Source organism: Symbioplanes lichenis (assembly GCF_030709675.1).
Taxonomy (GTDB): Bacteria; Actinomycetota; Actinomycetes; order Mycobacteriales; family Micromonosporaceae; genus Actinoplanes; species Actinoplanes lichenis.
Map to the genome: position 1 here is coordinate 367,266 of NZ_JAUZQD010000003.1, position 13,384 is coordinate 380,649.

Here is a 13,384-nt window from a genome sequence, read left to right on the forward strand (position 1 = left end):
TTAGGCCTTCCGGAGCCGGGGGTCGAGCACGAGATAGAGCAGGTCGACGACGACGTTGACCAGGACGAACAGCAGCGCGATGGCCAGCGCGGCGCCCTGCACCACGGGATAGTCGCGCTGCAGGATGGCGTTGACGAGCTGGTTGCCGACGCCGGGATAGCTGAAGACGGTCTCGGTGATGACGGATCCGCCCAGCAGCGAGCCGAACTGCAGGCCCAGGACCGTGACGATGGGCAGCGACGAGTTGCGCAGCACGTGCCGGCGCAGGATCTGCCCGCCGGACAGGCCCTTCATCCGCGCCGTACGCACGAAGTCGTCGCCCAGCACCTCGAGCACCGACGCCCGGACGATCCGCGTGATGAACCCGGCCATCGACAGCGCGAGCGTGGTCGCGGGCAGGATCAGGTGCTGGATCCACGGCCACACGAGCTCGGGCCGGTTCTGCAGGATCGCATCCAGGAGCACGAAGTTGGTGAACGGCTTGTAGTCCAGCTGGTTCGGCAACCGCCCGATGACCGGCAGCCAGCCGAGCCAGACGCCGAAGACGACCACCGCGAGCACGCCGAGCGCGAACCACGGGAGCGAGAAACCGATGGTCCCGGCCGTACGGATGGAGCTGTCGACCCACGTGTCCTTGCGCAGCGCGGCGATGACGCCGGTGACCAGGCCCAGCCCCACGGCGATGAGCATCGCCGCCACGGTCAGCTCGATGGTCGCCGGCAAGGATCCCCCCAGCAGGCTCGTCACCTTGGTGCCGCCGAAGAACGACGAGCCCAGGTCGAACGTCACGAGGCTGTGCAGGAAGTCGCCGTACTGATGGGCCAGCGACTGGTCGAGGCCGAGCGCCTCGTTGATGCGCGCCTGGTTGCGGGTGATCTCGGCGGCGCTGGTGTCGCCGCTCGCGCCGCCCGCGGCCAGCGAGGTCGCGGGGGATCCCGGCAGCAGCCGCATGGCCACGAAGACGATGCCGGCGAGAAAGAACAGCACCACGGGTACGGCCAGCAGCCGCCGCACGATCAGCCACGGCGTGCCGAGGCGCTGCCGCAGCGAGGGCCGCACGGCGACGGGTGCTACGGGTGTGACAGTCATCGTGAACCCCGGGGGTCGAGGGCGTCCCGCAGGTCGTCGCCGGCGAAGTTGCAGGCCACGACGAAGATCAGGGTGGCGGCGGCGGGCAGCACCACCAGCCGGGGCGCGGTGTAGAGGAACTCCTGCGCGGCCTGGACCATGTAGCCCCAGTCCGGCGTCGGCGGCTGGATCCCGAGCCCGAGGTAGGACAGGCCCGCGGCGAACCCGGCCGCCACCGACAGGGTCATCACGACCTGGGCCAGCAGCGGGCCGGCGATGTTCGGCAACACTTCCTGGGCCATGACGCGCGGCGCCCGGGTGCCGCCGAGACGCGCGGCGAGCACGTAGTCGCGGCCGGCCTCCCGGGCGGCGAGGGCGCGGGTCAGGCGGGCGAGCCCGGGCGCCAGCGAGACGCCGACCCCGACCACCAGACTGGGTACGCCCGGCCGCCACGCCGCCACGATCAGGATGATCAGCAGCATCGACGGGAAGGCCAGCGCCAGGTCCATGACGCGCATCAGGATCCACTCGACCTTGCCGCCGTAGTAGCCCGCGACCAGTCCCGTCGCCACGCCGAGCGCCGCCGCGAGCGCCGTGGACAGGAACGCGACCAGCAGCAGCGGCCGGGCCCCGTAGACCATCCGGGCGAGCATGTCGCGGCCCAGGTCGTCGGTGCCGAGCAGATGCCCGGGTGAGCCGAAGGGCAGCATCGCATCCGCGGTCTGCCGGGCCGGATCCGCGCCGGCGAGAAACGGACCCACGAGCGCGATCAGGACGAAGAGCGCCACGACGGTCCACGAGACGGCGGCCAGCGCCGACCGGGCGACCCGGCGCCGCGCGTACGCGGTCCGCAGCCGCCCGGCCGGTGCCGGCCGCGAGCGCAGGGCTTGCTCAGACACTCGCCTTCTCCATGAAGCACCGGTGGCTGCCGAGGGCGGGGACGTTCACGCCTTCCACCTTCGACCCGGTGACCACCGGGTTGCAGGAATACGCCAGCATCGAGAGCACCATGTACTTCTCGGCGTACGAGCGCTGGATCTCCGTGTATTTCGCGGTCCGCTCGTCGCCGTTGGGCAGGTTCTTCGCCTCGGTGAGCAGCGTGGCGTAGTCCGCCGAGCCGTCGAGCGTGCCGAAGCCGGTGGCGAAGTCGCCGTAGACGCCGGTCGGCAGGCCCATCGAGCCGATCATGTTGTCCGGGTCGGGCACGTAGGAGTTGCGCTCCCAGATCATCAGGTCGTGCGACGCGTCCCCGGCGTCGGCGATGCGGCCGAAGTAGCTCGCGGGATCCACCGACTCGGTGACGACCTTGAGCCCGATGTCGGTGAGGTTCTGCGCGACGATCTGGGCCGCCTTCGGGTGCCAGCTGTCGCTGGCGGCCATCAGGTGCACCGTACGCCCGGTCGCGCCGGCCGCCTGGATCAGCCGCTTGGCCTCGTCGAGGTTCTGCGTGCTCAGGTCGGCCAGGCTCGGGTCGTGGCAGGGCTGCGAGGGCGGAATCGTGTATCCGACCGGCAGCGCCCCGGCGCCGAAGAAGGCCTGCTGGAGGATCGCGTTGCGGTCGACCGCCAGGTTGATGGCCTTGCGGACGTCCAGTTCCTTGATCCGGCGCGCGTCGATGAGCATGATCGCGTCGAAGCTGTACGGGGTGTCGTGCACCGTGACGGCGTCGTTCTTCCTCAGCTGTTCGAGCGCGGAGTACGGCGCGAACTGCGTACCGCCGATGTCGCCGGAGATCAGCGAGCTGACGATGGTCGAGGGGTCCTGCACCTGCTGGAGCACCAGGCGGTCGATCGGGGGCCGGCCGAGCCGGAAGCCGTCGAAGGCCTCCAGGGTCACCGACTGCCCGCTGGTGGCCGCCGAGAACTTGAACGGGCCCGTGCCGACCGGGTTCTTGCCGATGTCCTTGCCGTACTTGTCGAGCGCGGCCTTGCTGATGATGCGCCCGCCGATGTCGGACAGCCGGGCGAGCACCGTGGCGTCGGGCGACTTGAGCGTCAGCACGACCGTGGCGGCGTCCGGCGCCGTCAGGCTCGCGACGTTCTTGCCGAGGCTGTTGAGTGGCCGGGAGGCGCCGTCAGGCAGCGTCTTGTCGTTCTCGTCGAACTGCCGGCCCAGGCTGGCGAGCACGTCGGCCGAGGTGAAGTCGGTGCCGTCGTGGAACTTCACGCCCGAGCGCAGCTTGAACGTGTAGGTCAGCTTGTCATCGGAGATGGTCCAGCTCTCGGCGAGGTCGGCCTGCGGGTCGTTGGAGTCGAAGGAGATGAAGGTCAGGCCGCGCATCACGCAGTCGACGGCCATCCAGTCGCCGAGGGTGGTGTAGAAGGCCGGGTCGATGACCGCGCTGGTGCCGTCGACCGCGAGGGTGAGGGTGCCGCCGCTGCGGCCGCCGTTCGCGTCGGCGTCGTCGTCGGCGGCCACGCCGCAGGCGCTCAGCAGGCCGGTGAGGCCGAACCCGGCGCCCATGCCGAGCAGGGCGCCGCCGCGCAGGATGGATCGTCGGGAGAAGGAACGGGTTGCGAGGGAATCCGTCATCGGGGCGACTCCTACATCCAGCGTTCGGACTATGGGATGAGATTTCTTGTAAATTGGATCCAATGCATCGTGGCAACGGGCCGTCGCGGTCGCGTGTCACATGTGTGAAGGTCGCGTTACATAGCCTGTGGATAGGCCCTGTGACCAGGGCCTATCCGGGTGTTACGAACAGCAGGAGCTGCCCTCGCCGCCCGCCGCGGCGGGATCCGGGATGTCGAGGGCGGGATTCCGGTCGAAGAAGCCGTCCGGTTCGAGGGCCAGGTGGATCGACTCGACCGGCATGACCGGCCACTGCTCCGGGCGCGGCACGTGATGCACGCCGAGGACGGGCCACAGCACCAGCGGTACGCCGTCGATCGACCGGTCCTGCCGCTGCCACACGTGGACGCCGTCCTCGCCGGGCTCGGCGTGGTTCGGGTACTGCCCGCCGACGAACTGCTCCGCCGGGTCGTACGGGGTCGCCCACAGGTGCTGGTGGGTGAAGGGCGCGCGGCGGTGCATCACCGAGTCCGGCAGCCCGAAGGAGCGCGTCGTGTTCTTGATCTGCAGCCGGTAGGCGGTCGGCTCGCCGTAACGGTTGGTCTTGTCGGCGCTCTCGATGCGCCAGTGGCGGGCGACGGACGGATCCACGCGCTGCGCCGCCTCGGACTCCTTGACGAGCGGGGTGCGTACGGCGCGGACGGCGTTGCCGTAGGGGTTGAGGGCCGGATCGGTCTCCGCCTCCGCGTGCTCCTCGACGAGCCGGTTGAGCTCGCCGTCGACCGCCGTGTCCAGGCGCAGGCCGAAGTAGTGCTGGTGGGTGGGCGTCTGCACGCGGCTCGACACCACCCGCCCGTACGGGGCCTCGTCGCCGTCGTTGATCCCGGAGGCCGAGAGCATGCCGGTGAGCTTGACCTCCAGCTCGATCCGGCCGTCCTGCCACAGCGACCAGAAGAAGCCGTAGTCGTAGTTCGCGACGGTCTGGAAGTTGCTGATGATCAGCCGGCGCGCCCGGCGCACCTCGCTGACGCCGCGGCGCAGATCGTTGTGCTTCCAGAGGATCCCGGCGTCCTCCTCGTGCATGCAGATCGCCTGCGGGATGACCGTCGGCTCGCCGTAGCCCCCGAGCACGGTCGCGTCGAAGTAGCGGATGACGCCGAGGCAGTCGCAGCCGAGTGCGAGCGAGTTGGTGAGCGGGCCGGCGCCGTACTCGCCCCAGTCGAAGAAGTTCTTGCGGTACTGGGTGGAGTTGCTGTCGAGGTACGGCACGTACATCTCGTTGCAGGCGGCGCGCTTGAGGATCGGGCGGCCCAGGAACTCCAGGTCGTAGAGGACCAGGCCCTCGCGATGGGTGAAGCCGACCCGGAACTTCCAGCCCTGCCAGTCGACCTGCCAGCCGTCGACGGTGAAGCTCGGGCCGTCCTCCTGCACCACGTCGAGGGCCTTGAGGCCGTCGCGGTCGGGGCCCCACGCGCCACGCTCGATCGGGCCGGCCTCCTCCGACAGCGGGACGACGCCGTGATCCTCGACCTCGAGGACCTCCATCGTGTGCATGTCGATGATCGGCACGACGCCCTGCACCGGGCGGGCGTAGCCGTTGTCGCCCTCGGTCGTGCGGTGCCAGACCGTGCCCCACGTGACGCGGCGGTCGCGGTACTTCTCCGGCTCGAAGCCGCCCATCGACTCGGCGTCGATCATGACCAGCGAGACGTCGTGGATGCCGCGCCTGGCAAGGGCCTCGCGGAAGAGCGGGCTCTCCCGGCACGCCGCGGCGGCGGCCCGGGCCTCGTCGGAGGTGATGCCGGGGCGGCGCGGATCGATCGGGCGCCAGTCGAGGCAGCGCGGCTCGGCGCCGAGCAGGATGTCGATCTCCCACGCGGCGGCACCGCTGTGGTCCATGGCGACGATGCTCACCTTGACCTCGCCGGCCGGTGCGGTGCCGGCGACGACCTGGCGGGCGTGGTCCTCGTCGAGATAGACGCCCCAGAAACGGGTCCGCTCGCCGAGACGGCCGTCAGCGCGAGCGGTGGCGATCGCCACATCGATCTCGGCGGCGCTCACCGGGTCGAGCGGGTGCGTGCGCTCGGTCGGGCCGGTCGCTTCGGTCGGATGGCAGTTCACAGGCGTTTCCCTCCCGTTCCCGCATTCGCGGTGTTCCGGCTGTCTGCAACGTACGGTAGATTGGGATCCAACGGAATAGTCATTGGATCCAAGGATCCAAAGATCTTGCGCGGAGTGTTGTTATCGTGCTGGCACCTTCGATCCCCACTTTGGATGGACCCCCATGGCAAAGCCTTCTGCCAGCGCGCTTGTCGATGACACCGCCGCCGAGATCCGGGCCCGGATCATGTCCGGAGAGATCCCGATCGGTGCCCAGCTGCGCCAGGACGACTTGGCCAAGTCCCTGGGCATCAGCCGCACCCCGGTCCGCGAAGCGCTGCGCCAGCTGCAGGCCGGCGGCCTCATCGAGGTGATGCCGCGCCGCGGCGCGGTCGTGCGCGTGCCGGCGCCCTGGGACGTCCGGGAGACATATGAGGTGCGCGCCGAGCTGGAGGGCATGGCCTGCGAGCGGGCGGTCTCCCGGATCACCGGCGACGGCCTCCGGGAGCTGCGCCGCGCCAACGACGCGGTGCGCCCGGGCGCGATCCTGTCCGCGGGCTCCAGCACGGCCGCCAACGACGAGTTCCACACGCTGATCCACGGCGTCGCGGGCAACGAGCGGCTGGCCAAGGTGATCAGAGAGATCAACGAGGCCTTCCCGCGCAACGTGTCCGCGCTGGTGCTGCAGGACAACCCGCGCCACCGGGAGGACAACTTCCACGAGCACGAGCGGATCATCGCCGCGCTGGAGGCCGAGGACGCCGAGACCGCGCGCCGCGAGATGCGGGCGCACGTGCTCAGCGCGGGGGAGCAGCTGGCCCGGTGGTACGAGCGCCGCTCCGCCACGGTCTTCAAGGGCTGACGCTCAGGGCGGCCGGACTGTGGCCGGCTCGCTTCGGTCGTCACGGGGTGACGTCCGGGGCGGCCGGGCGGTGGCTGCCTCGCTCCGGTCGTCACGGGCTGACGCTCAGGGCGGCCGGGCTGTGGCTGCCTCGCTTCGGTCGTCACGGGGTGACGCCCATCGCGGTGGGGCTGTGGCCGTCGAGGTCGGGGCGCTCGACGCCGGTCGCCAGGTCGGCCAGCGCCTCGCCCACGGCCGGGCCGAACTTGAAGCCGTGCCCCGAGCAGGCCGCGCCGACGAGCACCTGCGGCGTGCCGGGCAGCTCGCCGATCGCGAAGCGGTTGCGCGGCGCCATCGTGTAACGGCACGCCACCGAGTCCACCACCGATCCGTCCACGCCGGGCAGGAACGGCGCAGCCAGGGCCGCCAGCCGGTCGATCTCCGCCCGCCCGGGCGCCCATTGCGTCCGCGTCATGCCGTCGTCCGGACCCGGCTCCAGGCCCACCTTCAGCGCGTCGCCGTGGATGGCCGGGATGCCGAAGAGCAGCCCGACGTCCGGGATCGCCACCGAGAAGGCACCCAGGCCGGGTGCACCCACCAGTTCGGGGTCGCGGGCGCCCAGGTTGATCGTGATGATCCGCTGCACGGTCAGCAGGGACGCGAACTGCGGCAACAGCTCACCCGTCCACGGGCCGGCGCACACGATCAGGCGGTCGGCGGTCAGCTCGCCGTCCCCGGTGACGACCCGCACGCCCGCGCCGTCGGTGCGCCAGGAGGTCACGGCGACGCCGGTGCGCCGGTCGGCACCCTCGGCGCGGGCCAGCTCGCGCAGCGTCGTGAGGGCGGCGGCCGCGTCGATGACGCCGGCCTCCGGGTCGTAGTGCGCGGTCCAGCCGTCGCCCAGGCGCAGCCCGGGGAAGATCAGCGACGCCTCCTCGTGGCCCATGGTCCGGCCGTGCGGGCTGCGCAGGCCCGGGTCGCCGTCCGAGCGGGCGTAGAGGCCACCGGTACGGGTCACCAGCGGCGTGCCCGCGGCGGTGCTCAGCTGATCCCATGCCCGGTACGCCCGGTCGACCAGCCCGTCCCAGAACGCCGACGGGTACGACCGGCGGATCATCCGCGTGTGCCCGTGCGACGACCCCTCGGTGTGCCCGTCGGGGTGCCGGTCGAGCTGCGTCACGCGGATCCCGCGCCGGGCGAGCTGCCACGTCGCCGCGCTGCCGTGGATCCCGGCGCCGATCACGATCACGTCAGAGTGGGTGCTGCCGCCCATGCGTGCCGGCCCCCTTCCCGCTCGGTCCCGGTCAGTGCCGCCACGAGGGCGTCGAGATCGGTCTCGTCGTTGTAGACGTGCACCGACGCCCGCACCACCGCGTCGATCCCGCGCCGGCCCAGGTCCCACTGGCCGTGGCTGGCCGGGACGCTGGTGACGTGCACGCCCGCCGCGCGCAGGCGCAGCACGGTGTCGCGCGGCTGCTCGCCCTCGCGCCGGAAGGTCACGATCCCGCTCGGCGACGCCGCCGGATCGGTCAACTGGATCCCCGGCAGACCGGCCAGGACCGCGCGCAGCCGGGCGGCGAGCCCGGAGACGTACGCGTGGATGGCCGGCACGCCCAGCGCCAGCGCCTCGTCCAGGGCCACCCCGAGCCCGAGGCGCAACGCATGAGCGGCTTCCCAGGTCTCGTAGCGGCGGGCATCCGGGCCGACCTCCACCCGGCGGTCCCCGGACCACGTCGCGCCGCGCACGTCGGGGAAGACGGGGTGCATCCGCTCGCGCATCGCGGCGCTGACGTAGAGCAGCCCGGTGCCGCGGGGGGCGCGCAGGAACTTGCGGCCCGTACCCATGGCGATGTCGACCTCAGCCGTGGTGACGTCCAGCGGGATCTGGCCCAGCGACTGGGTCGCGTCGAGCAGCAGTGGCACGCCGGCCGCCCGGGTGAGCGCGCCGATCCGCTCCACGGGCTCGACCAGGCCCGACGAGGTCGGCACGTGGGCGACCGTGACCAGGGCGGCGGGGGTGCGCAGGCATTGCTCCAGCGTGTCCAGGTCGGTGCCCCCGGTCGCGTCGACCGGCAGCACCTCGACCGTGACGCCGTCGCGGCGGGCGCGGTCGAGCAGATGCATGGCCGAGCTGACATAGCTGGACGCGGCGGCGAGCACCCGGCTGCCCGCGGGCAGGGCCAGCGCGTCCAGGGCGCGGTGCCAGGCGACGGTGGCGCTCTCGACCAGCGCGATGTCCTCGGGCCGGGCGCCGATCAGCCGGGCCGCCTTGGCGTAGACGGCGTCGTGGCGCTCGCGGGCCGCCTCCGCCGCCTCGTAGCCGCCCATGCGCGCCTCGAGCTCCAGGTGCTCGACGACCGTGCGCAGGACGGCCTCGCTGGGCAGGGAAGCCCCCGCGGCGTTGAGGTGTCGCGCGTGCCGCATCCCGAGCGTGGCCTCCCGCAACGCCGGGACGTCGAGTCCGGCCGACGGGATCCCGCCGGCCGCGAACGGGATGCCGGCGGCGGCGCTCGGCGGGCTCTCCGCGGGGGTTGCGCTCACAGGGCGATCACCACGCCCTTGGACTCGCAGAAGGACGTGAGCGCCTCGTCGCCGAGGTCGCGGCCGAGGCCGGAGTCGCCCACGCCGCCGAAGGACAGGGCCGGGTCGAAGATGTTGTACGTGTTCACCCAGACCGTTCCGACGTGCAGCGCGGCCGCCATCCGGTGCGCCCGGGCCAGGTCGCGCGTCCACACGCCGGCCGCGAGCCCGTAGGCGGTGTCGTTGGCGATCGCGAGCGCCTCGGCCTCGTCCTCGAAGGTGATCACGCCCGCCACCGGGCCGAAGATCTCCTCGCGGGCGATGGTCATGTCGTTGGTGACCCCGGTGAACAGTGTGGGGGACACGAAGTAGCCCGGGCGGTCCGGCACGTCGCCGCCCGCAGCCAGGGTCGCGCCCTCCTCGACACCCTGGGCGATGTAGCCGAGCACGATCTGCCGTTGCTCCTCGGAGACCAGCGGGCCGACCGAGACGCCGCCGTCGAGCCCGTTGCCCACGGGCACCTTTCGCGTCGCGGCGATCAGGCGCTCGTGCATCTCGCCGGCGATGGACTTCTGGACCAGCAGGCGGCTGCCGGCCGTACACATCTGGCCGGAGTGCCCGAACGACGCGCGCATGGCGGTCGCGACGGCCGCGTCCAGGTCGGCGTCCGCGAAGACGATGTTCGGGCTCTTGCCGCCCAGCTCGAGGGTGAGCCGCTTGGTGGTCGCGGCGGCCGAGGCCATGACGCGACGGCCGACCTCGGTGGATCCCGTGAAGGACACCTTGGCCACACCGGGGTGCGCGACGAGCGCGGCACCGACCTCGCCGTCGCCGGTGAGCACGTTGAGCACGCCGGCGGGCAGCCCGGCCTCCTCGCACAGCGCGGCCAGGCGCAGCATGGTCAGCGGCGTCTGCTCGGCCGGCTTGACCACGACCGTGCAGCCCGCGGCGAGCGCCGGGGCGAGCTTGTGCGCAGCCGTCATGATCGGGAAGTTCCACGGCAGGATCAGCGCGACCACGCCCACCGGCTCGAGGACCGTGTAGACGTGGTGCGCGCCGCCGTCGATCGGGGTCACGGTGCCGGTCAGCCGGCTCGGGGCACCCGCGAAGTGCCGGAAGTCCTTGGCGCTGAACAGCGTGTCGGCTCGCGACCGCTCGATCGGCTTGCCGTTGTCCCGCGTCTCCAGCACGGCCAGCTCCTCGAGATTCTCCTCGACGAGGTCGGCGATGCGGCTCAGGATCCGGGTGCGCTCCAGCGGGGCGAGACCGCTCCAGCGCCGGTCGGCGTGGGCCCGGGCGGCGGCGGCCACGGCGGCGTCGACGTCCGCGGCGTCCGCCTGGGCCACGCGCGTGAGCACTTCGCCACTGGCCGGATCGAGCACGGGGAACGTGGGCCGCGGGCCCGGCGCGATCCACTCGCCGTCGATCAGGAACGGCTCCTCAGAAGAGATCGAAGTATTCACGCTGCTCCCAATCGGATACGTGGGCGAGGTAACGGGCGAACTCGTCGCGCTTGAGGTGGGCGTACCACGCCACCACCTCGGGGCCGAGCGCTTCGCCGAAAACGGGGTCGGCCTCCAGCGCGGTCACCGCCTCGGCGAGACTGGCCGGCAGCCGGTCCGCGGCGGTCGCGTAGGGATCCGTCACCGGGGCGGGCGGATCCAGCTTGCGGGCCAGGCCGTCCAGGCCGCTGACGACCTGCGACGCGATGTAGAGGTACGGGTTGGCGGCCGGCTCGCCACCGCGGTTCTCCAGGCGTACGCCCGTGTCCTGACCGCCGCCGACCACCCGGACCATCGCGCCCTTGTTGTCGGCGCCCCAGCAGATCCGGTCCGGCGCGAGGGAGAAGGCGCGGTAGCGCTTGTAGCCGTTGACGGTCGGCGTGGTGAACGCGGTCGCGGCGGGCGCGTGGGCGAGCAGACCGGCCAGATAGTGCCGGGCGGTGTCGCTCATCCCGCCGAAAGCCGCGCTGTCGCCGTCGAAGACCGCTTCCCCCGTACGCACATCGCGCAGCGACTGGTGCAGGTGCCAGCCCGCGGAGGCGCCGTTCGCCCCGGCCGGCCGGGCCATGAAGGTCGCGTGGTGCCCGGTGCGCCGGGCCAGCTGCCGGATCGCCGAACGGGTCAGGATGACGTCGTCCGCCGCCCGGGCCGCGTCGGCCGCCTGCAGCGTGATCTCCAGCTGGTTGGGACCGAACTCCAGCTCGACCGAGCGCAGCGGCAGATCCAGCGCATGCAGCCCGCGGTGGAAGGTGTGCACGAGGTCGTCGACGCGATCCAGTCCCTCCTCCAGCAGCAGCTGCGAGCCGGTGCTGACCGGGCCCACCAGCGGCGCCCGGCCCGGCGTGCCCGGCATGCCGGTGCGGTCGTCGGTCAGCGCGCCCTCGGTGTCGCGGAAGACGTGGAACTCCAGCTCGACGCCGACGGTCATCGCCAGGCCGGTCTCGCGCAGCCGCTCGAGCTGCCGGCGCAGGATGCTCCGCCCGCAGAACGGCACCGGCGAGCCGTCGGGGAAGCGCAGGTCGCAGAGGATCCATCCGGTCTTCGGCGCCCACGGCAGCACGCGGAACGTCGTCGGGTCCGGGACCAGCACGATGTCGCCGGCGCCGGAGAAGCCCTCCACGCCCACGCCGGTGTCCGCGCTGAACACCCCGAACGCCGAGCGCCCGGACGTGTCCTTGAGCAGCAGCGAGCTGGGCGCGGTCACGCCGGAGCGCAGGGCGCCGGGCAAAGCGGCCCGGGTCAGCGTCTTGCCGTGCAGCACCCCGTGCTGATCGGCGAACGAGAAGCGGACCAGCTCCAGCCCGAGCTCGTCGACGACCCGGCGCAGCTGCCCGGCCGCCGCGAACTGGGCCTGCGTCCACAGGTCGTGCCGGTCGACGAAGCCGCCCCGGTCGGCGGCGAGCAGCGGCCGGGCGTTCCAGCCCCCGCCGCCCTCGGCGATGTCCCGCTCGTCGGTGCTAGGCATCCGTGGCCGCCCAGGGGGACTTCTGCCGGCGCTCGTTCTCGCGCTGACGCCACGTCTGCTCCCACGTCTCGGTGGGCGCGACGGTATCCACGGCGAGCGGCCCGGTCAGCGCCGCGGCCGTGGTCGCATCCACCGCGCGGGCCGGGATCGAGCCGCCGGCCTCGAACGCCTCGATCGCCTTGAGCAGCATCCGCCGGTTGGCCGTGACCGCGCGGTCGGAGACGCCGAGCCGCTCGGTCGTGCGGTCCTGGATCCGCCCCATGCTCTCCACGGCCCACTGGTCGTGGACGTTGATGTCCAGACCCATTCCCGTGTACGTGAGATCGCGCTGCTCGGCCGGGTCGTAGCCCCAGTTGTTCGAGCGGTTGCGCAGCGGCCGGTAATCAGGCAGCGAGACTTCCTTGAGCCGCTGCTCGAGCAGGGTCGCCTTGTCGGTCTCCTCGGCGAAGTCGTACCAGATCATGTACCAGTAGTGGTTCTCGTCGTCGATCGGCACGTGCCACTGGATGAACACCTTGGAGTTGCCGAAGGGCACCACGAACGCGTTCGGGAACACGAGGTTGGTGATGCGCACGTGGCGCACCTCCTCGGTCAGCTGCCGGATCGCATAGACGCGCAGCCCGTGGTCGGCCGTCTCCACCTCGATGTCGGGGCGGTTGCTGTCGCCGACGAGCATCGACAGCTTCTTGCCGGTGCCTTCGACGATCTCGCTGAACTGCTGCCCGTACACCTCGCGGGGGTCTTCCTCGATGAACTTGTGCAGGAAGCTGACGTGGGACGGGTCGATGCCGCCCTCCACGCCCTGCAGCCAGTTGCACTCCCACAGGCCCTTGAAGGCGAAGGTGTATTCCTCCGGGGCCAGGAACGCGTCGTAGTGCGGGAAGGGCGGCGGCTCCCCGTCGCCCAGGTAGGCGAAGACGATGCCGTTGCGCTCGACGCACGGGTAGCTCGGGATCGTGATCTTGTCGGCGAACCGGCTGTGCGCGGGCTCGGCGGGCTGCTCCCGGCAGCGGCCGTCCGGCCCGTAGAGCCAGCCGTGATAGAGGCAGCGCAGGCCGCCGTCCTCGTGCCTCCCATAGGCCAGGTCGACCCCGCGGTGCGCGCAGAAGCGGCCGACCAGTGCCCAGCCCCCGTCGTCGCGCCGGAAGAGGACCAGGTCCTCGCTCATCAGGCGGACCGGCTTGACCGGGCGCTCGGGCGGCATCTCGGACACCAGCGCGGCGGGCTGCCAGTAGGCCCGCATCAGCTGGCCGAGCGGCGTGCCGGGGCCGGTGCGGGTCACCCGCTCGGTGTCCTCGGGCTTGAGCACGGCCCACCTCCCGTATCCATCAGCTGCAAGATTGGATCCAATACTTGCACGATGGGGTGCGGTCAGTC

10 protein-coding genes are annotated in these 13,384 nt (G+C 71.8%); 1 reads left to right on the forward strand and 9 read right to left on the reverse strand.

Annotated features, from left to right (window positions below; genetic code table 11):
* The 4 genes from RAN62_RS08815 to RAN62_RS08830 all read right to left on the reverse strand — a co-directional run bounded on the left by RAN62_RS08815 (position 1) and on the right by RAN62_RS08830 (position 5,700).
* A complete protein-coding gene (locus RAN62_RS08815) occupies positions 1-1,089 on the reverse strand; it encodes an ABC transporter permease (RefSeq protein WP_305784018.1) in 1,089 nt (362 codons plus the stop codon).
* Positions 1,086-1,967 (reverse strand): ABC transporter permease, encoded by an 882-nt coding sequence (locus RAN62_RS08820; RefSeq protein ID WP_305784019.1) that lies wholly within the window; start codon positions 1,965-1,967, stop codon positions 1,086-1,088. Before RAN62_RS08820 ends, RAN62_RS08815 begins: the two co-directional genes overlap by 4 nt.
* The gene (locus RAN62_RS08825) at positions 1,960-3,600 is read right to left on the reverse strand and encodes an ABC transporter substrate-binding protein (RefSeq protein WP_305784020.1); all 1,641 of its coding nucleotides are present in this window, start codon (positions 3,598-3,600) and stop codon (positions 1,960-1,962) included. The genes RAN62_RS08820 and RAN62_RS08825 overlap by 8 nt, the downstream gene beginning before the upstream one ends.
* A gap of 162 nt (positions 3,601-3,762) precedes the next feature.
* Complete coding sequence (locus RAN62_RS08830; RefSeq protein WP_305784021.1) at positions 3,763-5,700, reverse strand: primary-amine oxidase; 1,938 nt, start codon at positions 5,698-5,700, stop codon at positions 3,763-3,765.
* A 163-nt stretch (positions 5,701-5,863) separates the two neighbouring features.
* Between RAN62_RS08830 and RAN62_RS08835 the strand changes: the two genes are divergently transcribed.
* Positions 5,864-6,541: a GntR family transcriptional regulator gene (locus tag RAN62_RS08835; protein WP_305784022.1), complete on the forward strand. Its 678-nt coding sequence runs from the start codon at positions 5,864-5,866 to the stop codon at positions 6,539-6,541.
* Between the two features lie 142 nt (positions 6,542-6,683).
* Here the strand turns inward: RAN62_RS08835 and RAN62_RS08840 are convergent, their stop codons facing one another.
* Genes RAN62_RS08840 through RAN62_RS08860 form a run of 5 tightly spaced genes read right to left on the reverse strand, consistent with a single transcriptional unit; the run spans position 6,684 to position 13,316 of the window.
* Positions 6,684-7,769, reverse strand: coding sequence for an FAD-dependent oxidoreductase (locus tag RAN62_RS08840; RefSeq protein WP_305784023.1), 1,086 nt, complete (start codon positions 7,767-7,769; stop codon positions 6,684-6,686).
* Complete coding sequence (locus tag RAN62_RS08845; RefSeq protein WP_305784024.1) at positions 7,766-9,061, reverse strand: aminotransferase class V-fold PLP-dependent enzyme; 1,296 nt, start codon at positions 9,059-9,061, stop codon at positions 7,766-7,768. The genes RAN62_RS08840 and RAN62_RS08845 overlap by 4 nt, the downstream gene beginning before the upstream one ends.
* On the reverse strand, positions 9,058-10,503 hold the full coding sequence (locus RAN62_RS08850; RefSeq protein ID WP_305784025.1) for an aldehyde dehydrogenase family protein: 1,446 nt from the start codon (positions 10,501-10,503) through the stop codon (positions 9,058-9,060). The genes RAN62_RS08845 and RAN62_RS08850 overlap by 4 nt, the downstream gene beginning before the upstream one ends.
* Positions 10,481-12,007: a glutamine synthetase family protein gene (locus RAN62_RS08855; RefSeq protein ID WP_305784026.1), complete on the reverse strand. Its 1,527-nt coding sequence runs from the start codon at positions 12,005-12,007 to the stop codon at positions 10,481-10,483. Before RAN62_RS08855 ends, RAN62_RS08850 begins: the two co-directional genes overlap by 23 nt.
* The gene (locus RAN62_RS08860) at positions 12,000-13,316 is read right to left on the reverse strand and encodes a Rieske 2Fe-2S domain-containing protein (protein WP_305784027.1); all 1,317 of its coding nucleotides are present in this window, start codon (positions 13,314-13,316) and stop codon (positions 12,000-12,002) included. The genes RAN62_RS08855 and RAN62_RS08860 overlap by 8 nt, the downstream gene beginning before the upstream one ends.
* Positions 13,317-13,384: the final 68 nt, after the last annotated feature.